Raw genomic sequence first — 20,966 nt, 5'->3', positions numbered from 1 at the left:
CCCACCCCCGCCCCCGGCAAAACCCGAGGCTAGGGCGCGAGCAGCTGCCGGTACGCGCCGCCCTCCTCGGCGTTGAGCAGCGCGTACGACGCCCCGAGGCCGAACGCGACCTCCCGCAGCCGGGCCAACGCCTCGGCCGCCGTCGGGACTTCGAGGCCGAGCGCGGCCGCGGCCGCGTCCCGGTCGGCGTACAGGCCGGGCTCCTCCTCCAGGTACTCCTCGGCCGCCGCCGCGCTCTCCTCCACCGTCAGCCCCGGGCAGTCCCGCCACCACGGGACGGCCAGCAGCAGCCGGACCAGCTCCGGCACCCCCACCGCGAGCAGGGCCGCGCCGCCCTCGGAGTCGGCGTACAGCACGGGCCGCTCCTCGCCGCCCGCGCCGCACAGGAAGTAGGTGCCGCCCGCGCCGTCCTTGGCCACCACCTCCAGCTCCGCGCCGGAGGCCAGCACCACCTCCTCCACGTGCCCGTAGCAGCGGGAGGGGTCGAACTCGCCCGGCCAGGCCAGGTATTCGGCGGCGCCGTCGTTGGCGCGGATCGCTTCGAGGAGGGACATGGCCGCCACCCTACGGCGCACCGCCGACAGCCCTGCGAGGTCGTGGAGGCGGCCCACCGCCTCCTCGCGCTCCGGGACCGCCCGCCGATCACCCGCGGCACCGTCGAGGGGGGCGCCGGTCGGGGGGTCATCGGCTGTCGCCGGTCCAGTCCCAGCGGCTCGGGTCGGCGGAGCGCGGCTCGTAGTGGGCCCGGCCGCCCGCGCCGTACCGGCCGATTTCGGTGGGCAGCGCGGCGCCGTCGGCGAGGTCCTCGGCGCTCCAGCCGGTGACGTCCAGGAGTAGGCCGTCCAGCGGCCCGCCGCACAGCTCCCGGTAGGCGCGGCCGGGCCGCGGGCCGGGGTCGGGGTCGTCGTGGTCGGCCCCGTAGACCCGGCCCCGCATCAGCGCCTCGTCGTCCATGCCCGCCAGCCTTGCACCCGGCACCGACACGGACGCGGTCCCGCCCCGGGGGCGGGCGGCTTCACGCCTCCGGCGTCTGTCCTGCGGAGCCCTCGCGCTGCCGCCGGCGGTGCTTGCGCATCGACACCTGGGAGCCGCAGCCGGTGCTGCAGTACAGCCCTCCGCCGTTGCGGGTGCGGTCGAGGAAACCGAAGTGGCACGGGGGATTCCGGCAGGCCTTGATCCGCCCCCAGTCGCCGCTCTGCGCGAACGTGGTCACCGCGGCCAGCACCGTCCCGAACACGCGCGGCACCCCCGCCTGCGGGGAGGCCAGCTCGACACCGCCGGCCGTGACCACCGTCGCGAGCGGGTAGAGCGGGCCCACCCGCCGCAGGTGACGCTCGGCGCACAGCAGCGGCTCACCCAGGCTCTCCTCGTCACCCGAGTGCGCGAGCAGCAGGGTGACCAGGGCGTCGCGCAGCTCGCGCGCGACCGCGGCATCGGCGTCGGTCACCACGGTTTCGCCGCCGAACGCGTCGTGCTCCGCCAGCCACGCCGCGAACGATTCCCCGTCCGCGAAGAGCTCTCGGCGGCCCGATCCGTCGGCGCGCGTGTTCACGAACGCGAGCACGGTCTCCACCGTCGGCGCGACGGTGCGCGGGCTGGGTTCGGGGGATCCGGCTGACGCAGTGACCATTCCCCCACAGTACAGCAGCGCGAGCTGCGCTAATCCGACTAGTGAGCAACCGACGCCCAGATTCGGCGTTGACTTGTTGCGAGCTAAACGCTTACGGTCGCAACATGAACGAGACACCCAAGCACCTGGCCCACCCCCGCACCTGGCTGATCACCGGCGCGACCTCCGGCATCGGCCGCGAACTGACGCTCCAGGCACTGGAGAACGGCGACACCGTCGCAGCCCTCGCCCGCGACACCTCCCCCCTGGACGACCTGGCCCGCGCCCACGGCGACCGCCTGCTTCCCGTCACGACGGACGTACGCGACGAGCGAGCCGTCCAGGACGCGGTGGACGGCACGCTCGCCCGCTTCGGCCGGATCGACGTCGTGGCCAACAACGCGGGCTACGGGCTGTTCGGAGCCGTCGAGGAGGCCTCCGACCTCCAGGCCCGAGCCGTGTTCGACACCAACGTCTTCGGCGTCCTCAACGTGCTCCGCGCAACGCTGCCGGTCCTCCGCGCCCAGCGGTCCGGGCACGTCCTCCAGGGCTCCTCCGTCTACGGGCAGTCCGCCCACCCCGGCGTGGGACTGCTCGCCGCCACCAAGTACGCGGTCGAAGGGCTGTCGGACGCACTCGCCGCCGAGGTCGCACCACTCGGCATCAAGGTCACGATCATCCAGCCCGGGATGACCGCGACCCCCTTCCTCGCCAACCTCGACGTCGCAGCCGCCCTGGACGACTACGACCCGACCGTCCGCGAGGTCCAGAAGGGCATCGGGGAGCTGCCGGCCTCCGCGTTCTCCACCCCGGCGCGGATCGCCGCAGGCATCCGGGCCGCGGTCGACAGCCCCAACCCCCCGCTGCGCCTCGCCCTCGGCGCGGCCAGCGCGACGGCCATGCGCCCCGCCCTGGCGGCCCGGATCGCCGACCTGGACGGCTGGCAGCAGGTGACCGACGCCGTCGACCGACCGTGAGCCCCGGACCCGGCCGGGAGCCCCGGGTCAGCGAGCCCGGTCGCCCGCCGACCCGGTGCCCTTGACCCTGGCCGGAGTTCCGTCGGGCGCGAACGCCTCGTGGAAGGTGAAGGCGTGCGGCCCGGAGCCGCCCTCGTGGAGGCGCTCCAACCTGGACACCCCGTCCCGCCAGGCGGGTGTCGCACCGTCGGAGACCCACCAGGACACGTGGGTCGGGTGCCCCGTCCTCTCGAACCAGTCGTACCGCCGGTTCAGCGCCTCACGGTGCGAACCGGTGTAGACGGCCTCGAAGGCGGGGCCCAGGTCGGTCCAGAGCGAGAGCGTCGCCGCCAGGGCGGCGCTCTCCGCCGTACGGCCCCTGTCGTACCAGGCCGGCACGGCGAAATCGCCCCACGCGCCCCAGTCCGCCTCGAAGAGGCCGCCCCGGGCAGCGTCCGCCGCCTCGGCGTGCGCGAGGTACCCGGGCTGCCGACCGATCCTCCGGTAGACCGCCTCACCACTCGCGTAGAACTCGCGGGTGAGCGGCCCGGTGTCGACCAGCGGCGACTTCAGGATGCCGAAGGTGTACAGCGCAAGACGGGGCATACGTCCCTCCCTGGTCGGGGCGCGACCGTGGCCGGTCGCCGACAACCCGGATGAAGGTAGCCGCCCGCCGCGACCCCGTCGAAGTTGCAAATCCCCTGCCCGTATGGCCTCTTGGGCCGTTCGTCCCGCTGCGGGGCGGCTTCAGGCGGGGTCGGTGGCGTAGCGGCCCATCACCTCGACGGTGGCCTGCGGCGTCGGCGGCCGGCCCGCGGCGAGTTCGTCCCGCAGGTCCCGGAAGTACTGCACGTACAGGTCGGGGGTGAACGTGCTGAGCATGACGGCGGGCCGGTCGGTCGGGTTGGCGAAGGTGTGCGGGACACCGGGCGGAACCATCACGAGCGTGCCCGCACCGGCGTCGTGGTCCTCGTCCCCGACGGTGAACCGCACGGTGCCGGACAGGATGTAGAAGCCCTCGTCGTGCCGGGCGTGGCGGTGCTGCGGCGGCCCCTGGGTGTGCGGGGCGAGAACGGACTCGGCGATCGCGAGGCGGTGCCCGGTGTGGCTGCCGTCCTCCAGGACGCGCAGGTGCGTGGTGCCCAGAACGATCGTCTCGCCGTCCCCGGGACGCACCACCGAGACGGCGGTCTTCGCTTCTTCGGTCATGCCACCAGTGCACCGCCGGCCGGCCGTCGGTGTCCAAGACCCGTTCCGCAGCGCCGATATCACCCGGGTATCGTTCCAGCGTGGCCGTACGAGGTCGGATCGTACGGCCGAGAGGATCAGGAGCCGTTCCGTGCCGGACGAGACCGCAGCGCACTCCTTCGCCTGGCCACCGGCCCCGATCACGACCGAGCGCCTCGTGCTCCGCGCGCCCGAGGCGCGGGACCGTGCCGGGTTCGTCGAACTGCTCGCCTCACCGGAGGTGCACACCTACCTCGGCGGCCCCCGGACGCGTGACGAGCTGGAGCGCGCGCTACCCGAGGTGCCCGAGCGTTGGCCGGGGAGCTTCGTCGTCGAGCTCGACGGATCGATGATCGGCCAGATCCTGCTCAGGAAGGCACCGGCGCACCACCGCCCGGCCGCTGCCGGGAAGACCGACCTCGGCTACCTGTTCCTGCCGCGGGCGTGGGGGCACGGGTACGCCGCCGAGGCGTGCGCGGCGGCACTCGACTGGCTCGCCGGCGTCCTTCCCGACGAGCCGGTGGTGCTCGCCACCCAGACCGCCAACCACCGCTCGATGCGCCTCGCGGCAAAGCTGGGGTTCACCGAGGCGGAGCGCTTCCGGGCCTGGGACGCCGACCAGTGGCTCGGACTGCGGCCCCCGGTCACGGGCGCGGTCTGACCACCGGTCGGCGGGCCCCGGCGGCGGTCAGACCGCGAGGAGGTGCTGGACCAGATCGCGGTACTCGCGGAGCAGGAGGCGCAGGTCCTCGGTCCGGGAGGCGCCGTCCGCCGCGCCCCGGTGCTCGCCGGCGGTGTCGGCGTGCCAGGCGTCGTGCAGCGCCGTACGGCGCTCGCGCAGGCCGTCGGTCAGCCGCCGCACCGTCTCGTCCAGCGCCTCGTCGGCCTCCTGCACGGCCTGGCGCGGGTCGTCCACGAAGGTGCCTACCGCGTGGTCCAGCCGGTGCGTCAACTGCTGGGTCAGGTCCGACGGGAGGAGCGCGTGGGCGCCGGCACCGTCCGCCGTACCCGCACGTCCGGCATCGGGTCGCATGTCGGGCTGCGCACGGTCGTGGGCCTCGGCCTTCGCCGGGTCGGCGGCGCCCGGGCCGGTGCGTTCGCCGGTGACCGGACCGGCCGGGGCGGCCGCAGCGGCCGGGGCGGGACGCGTGGGCGCGGCGGGCCCCGGGCCGACGGCCACCACGGGGCGGGAGGCGCCGTCGTCCGGCGCGGTGCGCGGGGCGCCGCCGGTCGCGGGCCGGGTGTGCCCTGCGCCGCGCGGCGCCTCGGCGGTCGTCACGAACCGGCCCGGTGCACCGCTCCGCGGGACGCCGCGGGCGTCGGCGTCGGCGTCGGCGTCGGGGGAGTCGGTGCGCCGGCCGTAGTCACTGGTGGTCATGCTGTCCTCCTCGGAAGCGTGATGATGGCGGGGGTGGTTGGGGCACGCGGCAGCTACCGCGCCTGGCGCGGCGCCGGTACCCGCGCCTTGGTCAAGGCCTCGGCGGGGACGCGCTCCGGCTCGCCGTCCGCGCCGACCAGCGCGACGAACAGCCCCCGGGCCCGGACCAGGGCCGCGCGCTGCTCCTCGGTGTCGGGCGCGGTCCGACCGGCGGCGTCCGGCCGGGCGATCGCGTGCAGCGCCCGGTAGGACTCCACGTGCTCGCCGTGGTCGACCGAGACCATGTCGATCTGCGCGTCCACGTCGGAGTCGGGGTAGCCGCGGTCGCGCGCCACCCGGGCCAGCAGCGCGTCCGCCTCGGCCAGGGCCTGCGGGGGGTCGTCGACGAAGCGTGCCTTCACCTGTGCCCACTGCTGCTCGGCCCGGGCGCGCTCGGCGCTGCTCAGCGGGGTCAGCGTCAGTTCCCGGTGGCGCTCGACGCGCCCGGTGAGCTCGCGCTCGGCGGCGGCGGTGTCGCCACCGTGACGGGCGAGGGTGCGCTCGTACTCCGGGCCGAAGCGGCGGCTCAGGCTCGGGTGCTGCTGCTGGTGGCGGCGGCCGGCGAGAGCACCGAGCACCGCCACCACCACGGCGACCACGACGATCGCCACCATCAGACCGCTGGACATGCTCTGCCTCCTCACCCGGGGGCGCCCGCTCGGAGCCGCCCTGTTCGGTTCGCTCGCCGCTTCGGGTGACCCGTTTGCCGCTTCTCAAACGCCGGCAGCTTCCCTGACGGAACGCCGGCCGCCCCTCGCGGTGTCCGAAAAGCGTTCGCCGCCTGCCGTCCGGCGGCACTAGCCTCGCCGGTCATGGGAGCACGAGCGCAGTACGTGGTGGTGGAGAACGGCAGGTGGCAGCGGTACTACTCGCACTGGGGCGCCCAGCGGGTGGTGGGCGATCTGCTGCCCGGTCCGGACGCGGCGACGCGCTGCTTCCGCGCCAACCGTGAGGCCGAGGAATGGCTCGACGACGTGTGGTGCGAGGGTGCCGCGCTGGTCGACCACGACCGCAAGGTCCTGCTCTGGTTCACCTTCCTGGACACCTGGGCCGAACACCGCGCCGCCCGGGCCGTACTGGCCAGGACCTGGCCGGGCTGGGACGTCCGCTTCGCGCACGACGCCGTCGGCGACCTCACCCACCACCTCGGCCTGGGCCGGGACCTGACCCGGGTGCCGGAACCGCTCGAGGCCCACGAACCGGCCTGGTACTCGGAGACCGACGAGACCGACCCCTGGACCGTCCTCTCCCTGCGCCTGCCCGACGGAAGCGTCCGCGCCTGGGGCAGCTGCAACGAGCCCGTCGATCTCCTCGCCGACGGCCCCGGACTGGCCGACCTGCTCGCGGCCGCGCCCGGCACCCCCGTGCCCACCGAGATGCCGTACGGCGGCATCCACTACGACCCGCGGGCCCGCACGGTCTCCGTCTGGGCGGTCCAGGCCGTGACGGGCATCCACCGTTGGCCACGGCCGGGCTGGGAAGGCTGGACCCTGGACTTCCGCGGCGACGACCACACCCGGCAGGCCGAGCTGCTCCCGGCGGACTATCCCTTCCCACGGCCCTCGCTCGCCGTCGGCCTGCGGCGGCTCGGTCACGGCCTCGGCACCCCGCCGCCGGACCCGAACGCCCTGCTCGCCCTCGCCACGCGGGCCCCCGGCCCGGAGGGCGCCGTCGCGGTGGTGAACCCCGCCGCCCTGGTCCCCCACAACCCGGCTGACCCCACCCCGGCCGAACTCGCCGCGCTCGGCAGGGTCCTGGACGCCCTGGCCGCGGAGGCGGACGCCGACTGACCGCCCCTCCCCACGGGTTCCGGTCAGGCGGCCTTCCCGCCCGCGTTGCGGATCAGCCGCTGGAGCACTTTCACCGTGACGACGTAGTCCGCGTCGTCGATGCCCTCGTGGAGCGCGGCGCGGATCGCGGGGGCATCGCGCGCGAGGCGGACGCGGGCCTGCTCCCCCTCCTCGGTGAGCCACAACCGGTTGTCGCCGTCCGAGGTCAACCAGCCGCGCTCGACGAGCACCTCGGCCTCCGCTGCCAGGTCGTCCTCCGGCCGGATGTAGGAGGCCATCGCCTCCCGCAGCTCGGACACGGTCATCCCCTCGCCGTCGGGCGAGATGTCGTTCTTCGACAGGTTCCGCAGCAGCCAGAACTGCGGCTGGGTGTAGCCCCGTTCGGCCTGCTGGGCCCGGGTGTACGCGATGAGCGCCTCGTAGGCGACACCGGTCCAGTAGGCGGCGGGCTGGCCGGCGAGTTCGGCGTCGGCGGTCTGCTGGGCGGTCATGGCAAGTCCCTTCCTGACACTTCGGGTTCGGGGCCTGCGCGCCGCACAGGCCCACGGCGACCGTAGGACTTGAAGCGCGGTTGAGGTCAAGCGCAGTCCCGACGCCCTCCGACACCCAATCGTGACTGCGTCCCCGTGCGCGGGCCGCGGGGGCTGGGTAGGTGCCGACAGCCGTGCGGTACACGAGCCAGCAGGGGGCCGAAGATGTCGAATCTCCCACCCACAGCCGATCCGAAGCAGCAGGCGAAGGCCGAGATCAAGAAGGCCGTCACGACCGCGGGCCTGGTCGGCGGCGCAGCGGGCGCACTGCCCGTCCCGTTCGTCGATGTCGCCCTGGTCGCCCCGGTCCAGATCAGGATGGTCAGGGCGATCGCGGACGCCTACGGCCTGCCCGAGTGCGAGCGGGCGGCCGTGGCGCCGATGTCGCTCCTCCTCGGCGCCGGAACCGCCAAGGCCAGCCGGGCCGCCGCCGAGAAGGTCACGGACGTGGCGCTCCGTCAGCTCGTCAAGGTCCTGGCCGAGCGGGCCACCAGGTTCGTTCCCGTCATCGGGTCCGCCGTGGGCGCGACCGTGTCGGCGGCCGTGGCGGTGGCCGCCACGAAGGGTCTCGGCGAGGCGTGGGCCAAGGCGTGCGAGTACGCCGCGAACAACGAGCTGAAGAAGCTCGACGCGTTCCTCGAGTCGGACCGGGGCAGGCTCCTGATCACGGTGCTCACCGGTCTCGGCTACTGGAGCCTGCTCGACACCCTCGTCAGGGAGCCGCTGTCCCAGCGGAAGATCGACACGCTGCGCGCCGAGAACAAGGGACTTCAGGACGCCGTCGAGCGGCTGGAGACCGAGAAGGCCGAGTTGAACCGGATCGTGGAGCGCCGGGTCGAGCGGAGCGAGGCCGTGGCGCGCGGGCTCCGGAAGGAGAACGCCGACCTGCGGGCCCGGGCCAAGCGCGGGAAGCTCGTCGAGAGCTTCGCCCGAGGAGCCGGGAGCGCCACGGTCACGGAGCTCGGCAAGGCGGCGCTCCAGTGGACCCGTGACCACTGGCACGAGTTCGCCGAATGGCTCACCGAGAACTAGGCAGCCTGACAGGCACCTCCCGGCCCCCCGCGTCGCCCGGCGAGCCCGGGGCGGCCAGGGCGCTGGGAGCGGCGGGAGCGCCGGGGGCGGCGGTGGTGCGCAGGATGCCGGCGGTCGCGGCGGTGGCGGCGCACATCAGGGTGAGCAGCAGGAAGGCGTGGTTGAGGGCGGTGACGTGGGTGAGCCAGCCGATGACGGCGGGGCCGGCGAGCATGCCGAGGTAGCCGAGTCCGGCCACGCGCGAGACGTTGGCACCCGCGGCGGCGGGGTCGGCGTGGCCGGCGGCGCTGAGCAGCTGGGGGACGCAGCCGGACAGGCCGAGGCCGAACAGTGCCCAGCCGACGAACGCGGCCCACACCCAGGGCGTCGTCGCCGCGACGGTGATGCCGACGGCGGCGGTGGCCGCTCCCCAGCGCAGGACGGCCGTCGAGCCGTGGCGGGTGACGGTCCGGTCGGCGAGCAGCCGGCCGGTGGTCATCGCGGCGGCGTAGGTGCCGTACGCGAAGGCAGCGGTGCTCGCCGGGGTGCCGAGGACGTCCTTGAGGTGCAGGGCGCTCCAGTCGTTGGCCGCGCCCTCGCCCAGCATGACCATCAGTGCCAGGACGGCGAGGATCCGGATCTGCCGGCGGACGGCGGTGCTGCCGGCGGGCAGGGGGGCTTCGGCGTGTTCCTCGGCGGGGTCGGCCGCCGGAACGGTTCCGGGCAGCAGGCTGCGCGCGGCCAGCAGGGCGGTGGCGATGCCGGCCGCGCCGAGGACGGCGAGGGTGGCGGCCGGGCCCAGGCCGACGGCGGTCGCCGCGGCGGCGGCCAGCGCGGCGATCACGCCGCCGACCGAGAAGGTCGCGTGGAAGCCGGACATGACGGGACGCCCGTAGGCCTGCTCCACGTGCACGGCGTGGGCGTTCATGGCCACGTCCAGGCATCCGTTGGCGAACCCGAAGACCACCAGCGCGCCGGCCAGCGTCCACGGGTTCGGCGCGAGCCCGGGCAGGACCAGGGACGCGGCGCAGAGGGCGCCGGAGGCGGGGACGACGGTGCGCGCGCCGAGGCGGTCGGTGATGCGGCCGGCCGCCTGCATGCCGGCGAAGGCGCCGAGGCCGAGCAGCACGAGCAGGCCGCCGAGCGCGGCGTGACTGATGCCGACCCGGGTTTCGACGGCGGGGATGTGCACCACCCAGGCACCCATCAGGGTGCCGCACAGGACGAAGTAGACGTAGGTCGCCACGCGGGCGGCCCGGAGCGAGCGTTCCATACCAAGGACCATAACGAACATCTTGCATGTTCGAAAGCCACCGATCGAACAAGTTGATTGTTCGTTGCGAGGTGCGGTTCAATCTCCGTATGAGCACCCAGGAGCGCCACACCCTGATCGCCCAGGCCGTCCGGGACGCGGGCAGCGCCACCGTCCTCGAACTCGCGGAGCTGACCGGCGCCTCCGAGATGACCATCCGGCGCGACCTCGACACCCTCGCCGCCCAGGGCGTCCTGGAGCGCTTCCGCGGCGGTGCCCGCACCCTGCTGCTGCGCGGCGAGGAGCCGCCGTTCGCACTGCGCGCCCGCGACGCCGTCGACGCCAAGCGCCGCATCGCCGCCGCCGTGTCCGCGCTGATCGCCGACGGCGAGACCGTGCTCCTCGACAGCGGCACCACCTGCCTGGAGGTGGCCCGCCTGCTGCGCGAGCGCCCCGTCACCGTGATGCCGCTGTCCCTGCCGGCCGTCCACGTGTTCGGCGACGCCCCCGGCCCGGCCACCCTGCTCGTCCCCGGCGGACAGCCCCGCGCCACCGAGGGCGCCCTCACCGGCCCGCTCGCCCTGGCCTCGATCTCCGCCCTGCGCTTCGACACCGCCGTCCTCGGCTGCTGCGGCCTCAGCGCCGCCGACGGACTGACCGCCTACGACCTCGACGACGCGACCGTGAAGAAGGCCGCCATGGCCGCCGCCCGCCGTACGATCGTGGCCACCGACAGCGGCAAGCTCGGCCGCACCGCCTTCGCCCACGTGGCCCCGGCCGACCGCCTGCACAGCCTGGTCACCGACACCGCGGCCCCCGCCGAGGAGATCACCGCGTTCGAGGCCGCCGGGACGACCGTCGCAAGCGTCTGACGCGCCGTCGAACACCGTCCCGGCGACGGCCGGAACCCCTGCGGGACCTCAGCGGGTGGCGCTCACCCCCGGCACGCCGGGCGCCCGGTCCGCGGTCGCCGTCACCCACATCGGAAGCTGCGCCACCGCGATGGCCGGCGAGGCCGCCGACCCGGGGCCCAGCGCACCCTCCGGAACGAAGCACACCCGGCACCGCCGGCACAGCCACACCGCCTGCCAGACCCAGTGCCGCCGCCCCCACAGCGCGTGCTGCACCTGCGCGCTCTCCCTGACGGCCTCGGCCCGCCGCTGCTTCGTCGCGAGCTGCACGGCCAGCCCGGCCAGCGCCAGCGGCACGGCAAGGATCAGCGGGCCGAACACATAGCCGGCGCGGTACGCGGCGGTGGTCTCCTCCGGATCCGGGAGGCCGTTGCCCAGGTTCATCACCATCATCGCGCCGACCAGCCCGGCCACGGTGTAGAGCACGTTGGCGACCTTGCTGTGGGCCACCTTCGGCGGCGCCGGAGCCGGCGGCGGCAACAGCGCGCCGTGCTCCACCGGCCCGAGGGGGTGAGCGGCGTCGCTGAGCGCGTGCGGCACGCCTACGGTCTGGTCGGACTCCGAGCAGTGGGGGCATTCGACGTTCATCGGCCGGCGCTGTTCCCGTTCTGAGGTCGCCCGTGCGAGTCGGGCGGGGCGGACGGTGTGACAGGGGATTGAAGCACAGGTGTCCGAACAGTCGTCAGGCAATTTCGGGCGCGAGACCGTGCGCACGTGGCGCGCGGCAACGACGCCCGCACCGGCCCCCGGGGTGGCCGGCCCGCGCGCCCCTCGTCCGTCTTCGGATCAGCGGGGTTCGTCGGCCTGCAGCCGGCCGAGCAGGGCCCGCTGCTGGGCGGCCGTGACCCTCTTGCCCGCGTAGAGGTAGGGCCACTCGTCGCCGCGGTACATGCCCGGCACCCAGCCCAGGCGTCGGGCCAGGCCCCTTCCGACCGAGAAGGTCGCGGCCGACATCGTCAGGAACGTCCCGATGCCCGCCGTGCCCGACAGCAGCTGCTGCAGATCGATCCCCAGGGTGACCGACTCGACGCCCTCCGTCATGGTGGGCCGACGCAGCGCGTCCAGGCTCAGGCCGGGGAAGCCGTCCTGCGTCAACTGTCGTACCAGCTCCGCCCGCACGTCGACGTCGGTGTCGGCCACGCCGTCGGCGCGGATGCGTGCGCAGATCGCCGCGAACCAGGCGACGAGGGCGGCGTGCCCCGCGCTGCGGGTGAAGGCCACGATGTCGGTGCGGTCCATCTCGACCCGCCGCAACGCCTCCAGCATCTGTCCGGTGACCTCGGCCAGCGGAACCTCCTGCGCCGGACGCTCGCGCACGGCCTGCTCCTCGCCGGGGACAGGGCCGCCCGCCTGGTGCGGCAGTGTCGGCACGCGGGCCAGCAGGTCGGCGAAGGCGCGGTCCTCGGCACGCATGAGAAAGGGGATGTCGGCGCCGCACTCCACCATGGCGTCCCCGTGGTTCCAGGCGTCCCGGACGATCTCCACTGCCTGCTTCTCCAGGTCGGTGCCACCGCGACGCCGGGCGTTCTCCAGCACGCCGGCCGGGATCACCCGGTCCGCCTCGGCGGACCCCAACATCTCCGTCCAGTAGCGGAGTTGGACCGGATCTGCGGCAAGCATGCGCTCGGCCGACGCGCGCCCGGACTCCGGCCCGACGGCCAGCACGCGCCGTCGCCGGACGTCCGGCTCGGCGAGATCGTCCTCCATGATGGTCTTGAGGGCGGAGTCCACCTCGGGTTCCCACCGGGCCCCGGACCACGGGCGGTTGTCACGGAAGCCCCGGTCGACGAGCCACTCCTCGCGGGCGACGACCCGGATGTGACCGGCGTCGACGAGCCCGACGAACTCCCCGGGCGTGATGCGGCACTCCGGGGAACTCAACAGCACGCTGGAGGGAGCCCACAGGTTCAGCGGCCGGCTGACGGCCACCATGGCGTGCAGGTCGGCATAGCCTGCCGCGCCGAGCTCACTGATGTGGCAGAACGTCGGGAACTCCGGTGCCTGAACCGTCATACGGGGACGACCTCTCGTGGATGCGCGTCAGGATCCGCCGGGTCGAAGGGCCGGTCCCTGAAGCCGATGATCTGCAGGTCCGTCGAACCGTCGTTGCGCACGGCGTGGGAGCACCCGAGCGCCACCTCCACCAGCACCGCGCCCGGCCCCGGGAACGTCCGACTGGAGACGGGTGTGCCCTCGCCGGTGTCCCAGTGGGCCGACCACGACTCCCGGTGCAGCACCAGCAGCAACTCGCGACCGCTCAGGTGGTAGTGGTTGCCCCGCACTCCCCCGGGCACCAGCGTCGTCGCGTGCACGTCCAGGAAACCGGCGACAGCCTGCAGCCACGTGTCCGGCAGGGAGAAGCTGCTCCCCCGCACGTCCCCGCCGTCCGGAAGCACATGGAACACCAAGCCCGTCCAACTCACCGTTCCAGCATGGCAGGACAGACCCCGCCCCGCGGCGGAAACCGCAAAGCAGGGCGAGAACCGCAAAGCGGGCCACGACAGGACGGCAGGGGATTCACGGACCCGGTCCACCCCTCGGGACGACCGGTGTCGGTGGCGCGTGCAAGAGTGCGCACGTGAACGAGGACATGCACGGCGCGGCGCTGATCGACCGCGTGATCGAGCGGGTGCGGCAGAGCGGCTGGCCGACGGCGGACGCACCGGACCTGGACGAGCCGAAGCCATTGGCTCCCGAGGTGCTGGAGCGTCTGCGGCTCCCCGGCGACCGGCCGTTGCCGCCGAGCCTGCGACGGTGGCTGGAGTTCGACGGCTCGTGGCTGGCCGACCTGGAGTGGTACGAGGACGAGCGGGAGCCGGTGTTCGACGCCCGGGCGCTCGGCGAGACCGCCGAGCGGATGTACGGCCCGGGCGGGGTGATGGTCGGGATGTTCGCCGACTTCGAGCGGCTGCTGCCCTCCCCCTGCCTGCCACTGGTGGGCGGAAGCGACTCCCGGCGCCTGCTGTACCTGGGCTCGCCCGACTCCACCGGCGAGTACCCGGTCCTGGTGACCGACATCGACGACCTGCCGTACGTGGCCGTCATGTACCCGGGCCTGGACGTGTACCTCGCCGACCTCGCCGACGTGATCGACCTCGACTTCGACACCTACACCGGGCTGAGCGACCACCCGGTGTACGGCGACCGGATGCGCGAACACGCGGAGAACACCGAACTCGGGGCGGACGGCCTGGAGATCCAGGACCTCGACTGGCTCGACTGAGCGGAAAACCCCTTGTCCCGACGCCCGCTGGTGCTGATAGAAGAGGGCATGGACGACGAGATCATGCCCCCGGTCGAACGGATGCTCGCGGAACGCGCCTGCGAACGCCTCATCGTGGACTTCATCCACCGCCTCGACCTCGGCGACCCGAGCTCGGTGGCCGACCTCTTCACCCCGGACGGCTACTGGCACTGGCCCCACGGTGACCGGCGCATCGAGGGACGCGAGGCCCTTCGCCACTACTTCGCGTCCCGCCCGGCCGACCGGCTGTCACGCCGCCTGATGACCAACATCCTGGTCACGGTCGAATCCGGCACCACGGCGCGGGCCGTCTCGTACATGACGACGTACCGCGTCGACGGCTACACGGGCGGAATGATCGAGCCCAGACTCCCCGTCAACGTCGGCCACTACGAGGACACCTTCCGCAAGGTCGGCGGCGCCTGGCTCCTCACCGGCCGCACCGTCTTCCTCCCCTTCGGCGCCGACACGGAACGACTCCCCGCCGCCTAGGCTCCCCAGGTCGAGCAGGGCGGAAAGGACGCAATGGTGGCAACCCTTTCGGAGATCCGATCCCTCTTGGGTGAACCCCGGTTCGCCTGGACGGATCCGGCGCCATGGGTCGAGATGGAGCGGGAATTCGGTATCGAATTCCCTGCCGACTTCCGGGAGATCGTGAACGCCTACGGCTCGATCGTGATCAATCGACAGCTGTACCTGAAGCACCCCGCCGGCCATCTGCTGCACAGTCTGGTACCGAGGATCCGGGCAGAGCTGGAGATGTGGCGGGAGGAGGACATGGTCGAGTTCCTGCCCAGCCCGGCAGGGGCGAACCCCGGGGAGTTGATGCCGGTGGCGACGGCCACGACGGGCGAGGCGGTCTTCCTTCGCGTTCCTGATGAGCCCTCGTCGCCCTGGCGCGTCGTGGTCCAGGAGTTCGACAGTCCGGCGTGGACGCTCCATGAGATGACGTTCGGCGAATGGCTGCTGGCCTATCTCAGGGGCGAGGACGTGACGGTGTGTTCACGCAACCTGGCGCCCGACCGCCCGTTCTACGAGCCTCTGTCCTGAAGTCGGACAAGCTGCAATCAGCGTGCGTCCAGGTACCGAGCCAGAGCGCGAGGTCGTTCCCGGACAGCCACGACTGCCAGGCAGTCTCAGTATCATCCACAGCGCCAGGATGCCTCACCGATCACCTGGCATCACGAGGGGGAGAGATGGAACGAGGACGGGCCGTCCGGTGTGCGGGGGCCTTCGCGCTGGTGTTGGCGGTGGCCGGCTGTACGACGCCGCATCACGATCGGTCCCTGCCCGCGCCGTCGGCCACGGCTACGGCCTCGGCCACGGCGCCGACCGACTGTGCGAACCCGCGTTACGAGTTCACCCCGGCGGTGGAGACGGAGACGCTGACGCACGTCACTGCGGCGGTCACCGTCACGGCTGCGGGCGGCGGGCAGCTGAACCTTCCCGGTGCACTGGCCGTCCGGCCGGTCACCGCGTCCGCGACGTCGAGCGCGGGCGAGTCGGACGCCCGCCGCGGGTACGACGCCTTCGTCCGCCAGTCGCCTACCCCCGGCCTGCCGGAGTTCGGCGGGGCACTGGGCCCGTACCCAGGGAGCTCGGCCGTGAGCACCAGCCGGCCGGGCCGGTTCATCGGGTACGCGTTCAACTGGGTGATCACCAGTTCTTTCGTCCGCCACTGCAACGGTGCGGACGCCGTCGGCACCGTCACCACCTTCCGGCCCCGGTCCCCCGTGGCGGGCTTGGTGGACTGCGCCGATCCTCGGGGTGAGGTCCAGCAGCAGGCCGCCCGGCTCATGTGCGGGACCGGCTCCTGACGGTTCGTCCGGGCGGCGTCGGGACGGTGCGGCAGTGCCCGGAGCTCTCGTCGGCGAAGGAGCAGAGCTCGCTCATGGCCTCGCGGTAGCTGTCCGGTGCGGAGTGGTGCTCCTTGCGGGGCGGTCCGCCGATCCACTGGTGCCAGAGGCCGTCCGGGGCCAGGAAGCGGGCGGCCCGGTCGGTGCCGAGCCGGCTGTCGAGGTGCAGGAGTGCGCCCATGGCGGCCGGCTGGTCGTAGTAAAGGTCGGGGCGCCGGAGGTAGTGGTCGAGGTAGGCCGCCAGCAGGTCCGCGTCCGCGGGGGTGCCGAAGGTGGCGAGGGTGACGCAGTAGGACGAGCCCGCGTAGCAGACCTCACTGGCGAGCAGGAGTTCGCCGAGGCGTTCGCGGAACTCGGTTCTGCGGGCGACCGTGATGAGCCAGGCGGCGGTCTTGCGCTCGCGCCACCCGCTGTCGAGCAGGACGGACAGTTCTCGGGGTGTGATGTCGCCGGCGTCCCTGCCGAGATCCCTGGTGAACCTGGCGCGTTCGCGCCCGGTCATGCGCAGGCAGCTTCCGCCGAGTTTGAGGTAGCGCCGGCCGGGCGTGACATAGCGGCGGACCAGAGTGGACCACTCGGGGTCTTCGTGAGCGGTAGGCATGGCCACATCCTGTCCTGGTCGGGGGCCGTGCGACCAGGACGTTTCCCGGCGGTTCCGCTCCCCGGTCCGCGCCGGGCGGCGGGCGGCGGCATCGCTGTCGGAGGCTCCACGGCGGTGCGTCGCTTCGGACGCCGAGTCGGACGCCGAGTCGGATGCTGAGACGGAGCGACGCGGGTGTGGTCGGCTGTGGGATGGTCGGTGCGGGACGGCCTCTCCCCGGGGCCAGGTCATGGTTGGGGAGAGGCCGACCGGGGTTTCGCTCCCACTTCTCTCCCCCGGCATCCCGGAGTCCGCGGTCGTGCACGGGCTGGGCGACAGGCGGCGAGGGGAGTTGTGGTGAGCTGGCGGGGTGGGGACGGTGTCCCGGCGATCTGGGCGGACGGCGGGCCGGAGTTCCACGCGGGCACGGCGCAGGACGTGCGGGTGGTCGTGGCCGCGATGACCCCCGAGGTCAAGGACGGCCCTGACTACGACATGGTGCCGTGGGAGAGGTTCCACCACGCGTTCGGCCCCGGCAGCGACGTGCCGGGGAGTCTGACCCGGATCCGGTGCGGCACCGCGCGGGAGGCCGACCGGGAGCTGGAAGCCCTCTGGGACATGGTCTGCCACCAGGGCACCCCGTCCGCGGCCGGGGCCCTCGCGCTCCCCTTCCTGATCCGGATCGCGCTCACCCGTCCCCACCCCCGTCTTCTCCTCCTGGTCGCAGCCCTGGCCCGCCGTCCGCATCTCCAGGACGGCACCCGTACCGGGCTCCTGCGCACCGCTACCCCCGCGGGCAGCCTCGTCTTCGAGCCCAGCGGTTACGTGGGCAGCTGGTCCGCCGAGGCCGCACGGCAGGCTCTCACCGCGGACGTCGGCCTGCTGCTGCCCCTGCTCGACCACACCGCCCCGACCGTCCGGACCGCCGTCGCCCACGCCCTCGCGGCCGTGTCCGCCCCGGCCCGGGACCGGATCGCGGCCGCCCTGCATGCGCGCCTCGACGCCGAGGACGACCCGGTGACGCGGGCGAGCCTGGTCCTGGCGATCGGCGAACTGGCGTGGGAGGAACGCGATGCCGCCACCACCGCGCGCCTCCGCGCCTGGTGGCAGGACCCGGCCCGCCCCGCCGAGGTCCGGATGGGCGCGGTCCTGGCCTGGCTCTGCCTGGTCGACGACCCCGTCCCCGCGGACCTCGACACCTTCCTCGACGCCGAGGCCACCGACCGCCTCGTCACGCTCCTCGGTCCGGTCCCCTGGCTCCGGGACCTCGCGGAGACGGACGGGCTGCGCACCGCCCTCACCCAGATGCGCAACCCGGACGACTACGCCTGGATCGCCGACCTGTACTGATTTGGCGACCCCTGCACCACCCCGGCCAACGGCCAGTGTTCCGCCACCGGCCTGCCCCTGGGCACGTACTACTGGCAGGAGACCGCGGCCCCGCCCGGATACGACCTGCCGCTCCAGCGCACGACGACGGTCGTCCTGGTCACCGACGGGCAGAACGTGCCGGTGACCGTGCGGGACCGCAAGACGCCCGACCGGACGGCGTCCACCCGCATCACCAAGCTGGACGCGGCGACCGGCCGGCCGCTGGCGGGCGCGGTGTTCCAGCTGTGGCGCGAGACCAACGGCCGCCCGGGCCTGCAGACCTTCGGCAACAACGCCGACACCAAGGTCGGCGAGCCCTGCACCACCGGCGAGGACGGCGTCTGCGAGGCGCACGACCTCCCGCTCGGCACCTACTACTGGCAGGAGGTGTCGGCGCCGGACGGCTACGCCCTCCCGGGCGACCCGGTGAGCAAGGTCGTGCTCACCAAGGACTGCCCGTACGTGGAGGTCACGGTGCGGGACACCCGCCTGTGCCCGCCCAAGCCCTGCCAGCCGAAGCCGTGCCCGCCCAAGGGTGACCACGGCTCGGACAAGCCGTGGACCCAGCTCCGCGAGCACTGACGGGTAGTCACGGCACGCTCCACCGAGGTGCCCCGGCCCGCACGGACCGGGGCACCTCGCCGCGTACGGGAGCGCACCGCCCGCGACGGCGGGCGGCGCCGTCTGACACCGCGTCTGTCGGCCGTGCTGTGTAACCTTTCCCGGTCCGTCGCCGTGTGTACATGGCGACGGATTCCGGCGGAGGGCCGGGGGGCCCGGATCGGGGCCGCCGGGGGGATTCCTCGCCGGACGGATCTGTGGGGGGAAGAGCACCGTGCACAAGGGCGCGAAGATCGGCATCGCCGGTGTCGCCACGGCCATGCTGGCCGTGGGCGGCTACGGCGCGTACAACATCGCCTCGGCCTTGACCGACTCGTCGGACCGGGCGGCCGCCGCCAAGCCGCGGACGGTGGTGGCCGAGCCGCCGACCGCCGAGCAGGCGGCGGGCGCCGCCAAGGACTTCCTGGACGCCTGGGCCAAGGGCGACGTGATGGCAGCCGGCAGGCTGACCGACGCGCCGGACGCGGCGACGGTCGCGCTGACCGCCTTCCAGGACAAGGTGAAGCCGAGCGCGGTCCACCTGACCGCGGGCGGACCGACCGGCTCGCCCGCTCCATCGGCGTCGGCCGGGGCCGCGCCGACCGGGCTGCCGCTGTCCTTCAAGGCCAGCATGGAGTTCGCCGAGAGCGGCACCCCGTGGGCCTACGACGGCGTGCTCGGCCTGGTGAAGATGAGCGACGGCAAGGCCGCCGTGCACTGGACGCCGGCCGTGATCCACCCGCACCTCGGCGCGGGCGAGACCATCGCCGTGAAGCCCGTCTTCGGTACTCCCGCCGGCATCACCGACCGCAAGGGCAGTCCGTTGACCGGCTTTCCCTCGCTCCTCGGCGTCCTGGACCGTTTCAAGGGCGACGCCCCGCAGGGCGCCTCCGAGGACGCCGGCACCGCCGTGCTGATCACCAAGACCTACGACGGCACGTCGGAGAAGCTCTTCACCATCAAGGAGCCCAAGCCGGTCCCCGCGCTGAAACTCACCCTGGACGCCACCCTCCAGGCCGCCGCCGAGGCCGCCGTCGCGGAGCAGTCCAAGGGCGGCACCCGACCCGCCTCGCTGGTCGCCATCGAGCCCAGCACCGGCTACATCCTGGCCTTCGCCTTCTCCCCCTCCACCGGCCAGAACCGGGCCTTCTCCGGCGCCACCGCGCCCGGCTCCACCATGAAGGTGGTCACCGGAGCCGCCCTGCTGGAGGCTGGGGTCACCCCGTCCACCCCGGTGCCCTGCCCGTCCACCACCATGGTCACCGGCCGCCCGGTCGCCAACGACTTCCCCGACGCCCACCCGAACAACACCTTCGCCGACGACTTCACCGAGTCCTGCAACACCGCCTTCATCGAGAAGGGCGCCGCGGTACTGAAGCCGGACACCCTGCCGAAGATCGCCAAGGACGTCTTCGGCCTCGGCCTGGAGTGGAAGACCGGCCTGTCCAACTTCGACACCAAGATCCCGACCGAGTCGAACATGGCCGGCGCCGCCACCGAGTTCATCGGCCAGGGCAAGGTGCAGACCAACCCGCTCGGCATGGCCTCGGTCGCCGCCACCGTGCAGAGCGGCGTCTTCAAGATGCCGATCCTGGTCCCCGGCATGGAACAGAAGCCCGCCGCCCGGCAGCTCTCCAACGACGTCCTGACCAACCTGCGCGCCCTGATGACCCAGACCGCGAAGAGCGGCACCGCCGCCGAGCCGATGGCCGGCATCCCCGGCGCCGCGGCGAAGACCGGCACCGCCGAGGTCGACGGCGGCAAGCCCACCAACAGCTGGTTCACCGCCTACCGCGGCAACCTCGCCGTGGCCGCCGAGGTCGAGGGCGGCCTGCACGGCGCCGAGTCCGCCGGTCCGGCGGTCGCCAAGCTGCTGCGGATCGGCAACAGCTGACCTGACGGTTCAGGGCGCGGCCGCCGAGGAGGGCGGACTGCGCGGCGAAGGGCATCCGGCGGCGGCCAGGGCATGGTCATCGAGCGCCTGAACCGACCACCGCGGGGGCGGCGCCCGCACCACACCGGGCATCATGAGAAGCAGGAGCGGTGCAGCCTCGCCCAGGCGGTGATCATCACATGGGTTCCTCCCCGTCCGGAGACGGTGTCCTCGCCGACGTCGCCACCGCGCTGATCGACGCCCGGGGGATCGTGGTCTCGTGGTCCGCGACCGCCGCGGAGCTGCTCGGCCGCTCCGCCGCCGAGGTCCGCGGCCGGTCGGTCCTGCGGCTGGTCACCGACCGTGACGCCCGGATACCGGCCCTCCCGACGCCGGACGGACCGCCCCTCGACGGCACGGCACGGCTGACCCACGGCTCGGGCGGCGCCGTCACCGTGCGGTACCGCGTCGTACCCACGGCCTCGCCCGCCCGCTCCGTCGTCCTGGCCGTCCCCGCCGACCGGGCCGACGAGGCCGCGGACGGCACCGCCCTGCTGCGGGCCCTGCTCGACCAGGACCGGATCGGGTTCGTCCTGCGCGACACCGACCTGGCCGTGCTGCGGAGCAACCACGCACCGGGGGGGGGGGGGGGGGGGGGGGGGGGGGGGGGGGGGGCGGGGGGGGGGGGGGGGGGGGGGGGGGCCCCGGCGCGCCGGCGGGGGGGGCGGGGGGGGGGGGG

At 73.6% G+C, this 20,966-nt stretch carries 26 protein-coding genes and 1 pseudogene; 14 read left to right on the top strand and 13 right to left on the bottom strand.

Annotation, left to right across the window (positions count from 1 at the left end):
• Positions 1-29: 29 nt before the first annotated feature.
• The 3 genes from ACGFX4_RS36305 to ACGFX4_RS36295 form a co-directional block, all read right to left on the bottom strand.
• Entirely contained in the window at positions 30-554 is a 525-nt protein-coding gene (locus ACGFX4_RS36305) for a hypothetical protein (RefSeq protein ID WP_393084158.1), read from the bottom strand.
• A gap of 127 nt (positions 555-681) precedes the next feature.
• Complete coding sequence (locus tag ACGFX4_RS36300) at positions 682-954, bottom strand: hypothetical protein (RefSeq protein ID WP_393084155.1); 273 nt, start codon at positions 952-954, stop codon at positions 682-684.
• Positions 955-1,015: 61 nt separating this feature from the next.
• Positions 1,016-1,630, bottom strand: coding sequence for a CGNR zinc finger domain-containing protein (locus ACGFX4_RS36295; protein WP_393084152.1), 615 nt, complete (start codon positions 1,628-1,630; stop codon positions 1,016-1,018).
• Between the two features lie 104 nt (positions 1,631-1,734).
• Between ACGFX4_RS36295 and ACGFX4_RS36290 the strand changes: the two genes are divergently transcribed.
• Positions 1,735-2,586, top strand: a complete 852-nt coding sequence (locus ACGFX4_RS36290; RefSeq protein ID WP_393084149.1) for an SDR family NAD(P)-dependent oxidoreductase — start codon at positions 1,735-1,737, stop codon at positions 2,584-2,586.
• A 27-nt stretch (positions 2,587-2,613) separates the two neighbouring features.
• Here the strand turns inward: ACGFX4_RS36290 and ACGFX4_RS36285 are convergent, their stop codons facing one another.
• Together ACGFX4_RS36285 and ACGFX4_RS36280 are read right to left on the bottom strand one after the other, a co-directional pair.
• Entirely contained in the window at positions 2,614-3,171 is a 558-nt protein-coding gene (locus tag ACGFX4_RS36285) for a DUF3291 domain-containing protein (protein WP_393084146.1), read from the bottom strand.
• A 141-nt stretch (positions 3,172-3,312) separates the two neighbouring features.
• Positions 3,313-3,774, bottom strand: coding sequence for a cupin domain-containing protein (locus ACGFX4_RS36280; protein WP_393084143.1), 462 nt, complete (start codon positions 3,772-3,774; stop codon positions 3,313-3,315).
• Positions 3,775-3,904: 130 nt separating this feature from the next.
• Here ACGFX4_RS36280 and ACGFX4_RS36275 point away from each other — a divergent pair, with 130 nt between their 5' ends.
• Entirely contained in the window at positions 3,905-4,453 is a 549-nt protein-coding gene (locus tag ACGFX4_RS36275) for a GNAT family N-acetyltransferase (protein WP_393084140.1), read from the top strand.
• 27 nt (positions 4,454-4,480) lie between these two features.
• Here the strand turns inward: ACGFX4_RS36275 and ACGFX4_RS36270 are convergent, their stop codons facing one another.
• Together ACGFX4_RS36270 and ACGFX4_RS36265 are read right to left on the bottom strand one after the other, a co-directional pair.
• Positions 4,481-5,170, bottom strand: coding sequence for a hypothetical protein (locus tag ACGFX4_RS36270; protein WP_393084137.1), 690 nt, complete (start codon positions 5,168-5,170; stop codon positions 4,481-4,483).
• A gap of 53 nt (positions 5,171-5,223) precedes the next feature.
• The gene (locus ACGFX4_RS36265; protein ID WP_393084135.1) at positions 5,224-5,838 is read right to left on the bottom strand and encodes a hypothetical protein; all 615 of its coding nucleotides are present in this window, start codon (positions 5,836-5,838) and stop codon (positions 5,224-5,226) included.
• A 183-nt stretch (positions 5,839-6,021) separates the two neighbouring features.
• Between ACGFX4_RS36265 and ACGFX4_RS36260 the strand changes: the two genes are divergently transcribed.
• Complete coding sequence (locus ACGFX4_RS36260) at positions 6,022-6,999, top strand: hypothetical protein (RefSeq protein WP_393084132.1); 978 nt, start codon at positions 6,022-6,024, stop codon at positions 6,997-6,999.
• Positions 7,000-7,022: 23 nt separating this feature from the next.
• Here ACGFX4_RS36260 and ACGFX4_RS36255 read toward each other — a convergent pair whose 3' ends face one another.
• A complete protein-coding gene (locus ACGFX4_RS36255) occupies positions 7,023-7,490 on the bottom strand; it encodes a MarR family transcriptional regulator (protein ID WP_393084129.1) in 468 nt (155 codons plus the stop codon).
• 204 nt (positions 7,491-7,694) lie between these two features.
• On the opposite strand from ACGFX4_RS36255, the gene ACGFX4_RS36250 reads away from it, so the two are divergent.
• Positions 7,695-8,561, top strand: a complete 867-nt coding sequence (locus ACGFX4_RS36250; protein ID WP_393084126.1) for a DUF697 domain-containing protein — start codon at positions 7,695-7,697, stop codon at positions 8,559-8,561.
• Here the strand turns inward: ACGFX4_RS36250 and ACGFX4_RS36245 are convergent.
• Positions 8,548-9,813, bottom strand: a complete 1,266-nt coding sequence (locus ACGFX4_RS36245) for an MFS transporter (RefSeq protein WP_393084123.1) — start codon at positions 9,811-9,813, stop codon at positions 8,548-8,550. The two genes, ACGFX4_RS36250 and ACGFX4_RS36245, sit on opposite strands and share 14 nt — an antisense overlap.
• An 89-nt stretch (positions 9,814-9,902) precedes the next feature.
• Here ACGFX4_RS36245 and ACGFX4_RS36240 point away from each other — a divergent pair, with 89 nt between their 5' ends.
• Positions 9,903-10,664: a DeoR/GlpR family DNA-binding transcription regulator gene (locus ACGFX4_RS36240; protein ID WP_393084120.1), complete on the top strand. Its 762-nt coding sequence runs from the start codon at positions 9,903-9,905 to the stop codon at positions 10,662-10,664.
• Between the two features lie 48 nt (positions 10,665-10,712).
• Here ACGFX4_RS36240 and ACGFX4_RS36235 read toward each other — a convergent pair whose 3' ends face one another.
• From ACGFX4_RS36235 to ACGFX4_RS36225, 3 genes are all read right to left on the bottom strand, one after another.
• Complete coding sequence (locus ACGFX4_RS36235; RefSeq protein ID WP_393084117.1) at positions 10,713-11,291, bottom strand: hypothetical protein; 579 nt, start codon at positions 11,289-11,291, stop codon at positions 10,713-10,715.
• A 198-nt stretch (positions 11,292-11,489) separates the two neighbouring features.
• A complete protein-coding gene (locus tag ACGFX4_RS36230) occupies positions 11,490-12,716 on the bottom strand; it encodes a hypothetical protein (protein WP_393084114.1) in 1,227 nt (408 codons plus the stop codon).
• Positions 12,713-13,108: a hypothetical protein gene (locus ACGFX4_RS36225; RefSeq protein ID WP_393084111.1), complete on the bottom strand. Its 396-nt coding sequence runs from the start codon at positions 13,106-13,108 to the stop codon at positions 12,713-12,715. The genes ACGFX4_RS36230 and ACGFX4_RS36225 overlap by 4 nt, the downstream gene beginning before the upstream one ends.
• A 173-nt stretch (positions 13,109-13,281) precedes the next feature.
• Here ACGFX4_RS36225 and ACGFX4_RS36220 point away from each other — a divergent pair, with 173 nt between their 5' ends.
• From ACGFX4_RS36220 to ACGFX4_RS36205, 4 genes are all read left to right on the top strand, one after another.
• Positions 13,282-13,926, top strand: a complete 645-nt coding sequence (locus ACGFX4_RS36220; RefSeq protein ID WP_393084108.1) for a hypothetical protein — start codon at positions 13,282-13,284, stop codon at positions 13,924-13,926.
• A 48-nt stretch (positions 13,927-13,974) separates the two neighbouring features.
• Complete coding sequence (locus ACGFX4_RS36215) at positions 13,975-14,439, top strand: nuclear transport factor 2 family protein (RefSeq protein ID WP_393084248.1); 465 nt, start codon at positions 13,975-13,977, stop codon at positions 14,437-14,439.
• 33 nt (positions 14,440-14,472) lie between these two features.
• Positions 14,473-14,997, top strand: coding sequence for an SMI1/KNR4 family protein (locus ACGFX4_RS36210; protein ID WP_393084105.1), 525 nt, complete (start codon positions 14,473-14,475; stop codon positions 14,995-14,997).
• 320 nt (positions 14,998-15,317) lie between these two features.
• Positions 15,318-15,764: a hypothetical protein gene (locus ACGFX4_RS36205; RefSeq protein WP_393084102.1), complete on the top strand. Its 447-nt coding sequence runs from the start codon at positions 15,318-15,320 to the stop codon at positions 15,762-15,764.
• Here the strand turns inward: ACGFX4_RS36205 and ACGFX4_RS36200 are convergent.
• Positions 15,742-16,404 carry a DUF6000 family protein gene (locus ACGFX4_RS36200; protein ID WP_393084099.1) on the bottom strand — a complete coding sequence of 221 codons (663 nt, stop codon included), beginning with the start codon at positions 16,402-16,404 and terminating at the stop codon, positions 15,742-15,744. The two genes, ACGFX4_RS36205 and ACGFX4_RS36200, sit on opposite strands and share 23 nt — an antisense overlap.
• Positions 16,405-16,740: 336 nt before the next feature.
• On the opposite strand from ACGFX4_RS36200, the gene ACGFX4_RS36195 reads away from it, so the two are divergent.
• From ACGFX4_RS36195 to ACGFX4_RS36175, 5 genes and pseudogenes are all read left to right on the top strand, one after another.
• The gene (locus tag ACGFX4_RS36195; protein WP_393084096.1) at positions 16,741-17,733 is read left to right on the top strand and encodes a HEAT repeat domain-containing protein; all 993 of its coding nucleotides are present in this window, start codon (positions 16,741-16,743) and stop codon (positions 17,731-17,733) included.
• 24 nt (positions 17,734-17,757) lie between these two features.
• Positions 17,758-17,901 (top strand): annotated as a pseudogene (locus ACGFX4_RS36190) (prealbumin-like fold domain-containing protein); the annotation flags it as partial.
• Positions 17,890-18,336 carry a prealbumin-like fold domain-containing protein gene (locus ACGFX4_RS36185; RefSeq protein WP_393084094.1) on the top strand — a complete coding sequence of 149 codons (447 nt, stop codon included), beginning with the start codon at positions 17,890-17,892 and terminating at the stop codon, positions 18,334-18,336. The pseudogene ACGFX4_RS36190 and the gene ACGFX4_RS36185, both read left to right, overlap by 12 nt.
• A 253-nt stretch (positions 18,337-18,589) precedes the next feature.
• Complete coding sequence (locus ACGFX4_RS36180) at positions 18,590-20,248, top strand: penicillin-binding transpeptidase domain-containing protein (protein ID WP_393084091.1); 1,659 nt, start codon at positions 18,590-18,592, stop codon at positions 20,246-20,248.
• 179 nt (positions 20,249-20,427) lie between these two features.
• Positions 20,428-20,966 (top strand): PAS domain-containing protein (locus ACGFX4_RS36175; RefSeq protein WP_393084088.1); only part of this gene is annotated, 539 nt, incomplete at its 3' end.

The organism is Kitasatospora sp. NPDC048365 (assembly GCF_043200835.1).
GTDB lineage: Bacteria > Actinomycetota > Actinomycetes > Streptomycetales > Streptomycetaceae > Kitasatospora > Kitasatospora terrestris.
Note: the sequence above shows the minus strand (reverse complement) of the source record. Positions and strands in the feature narration are given on the sequence as shown.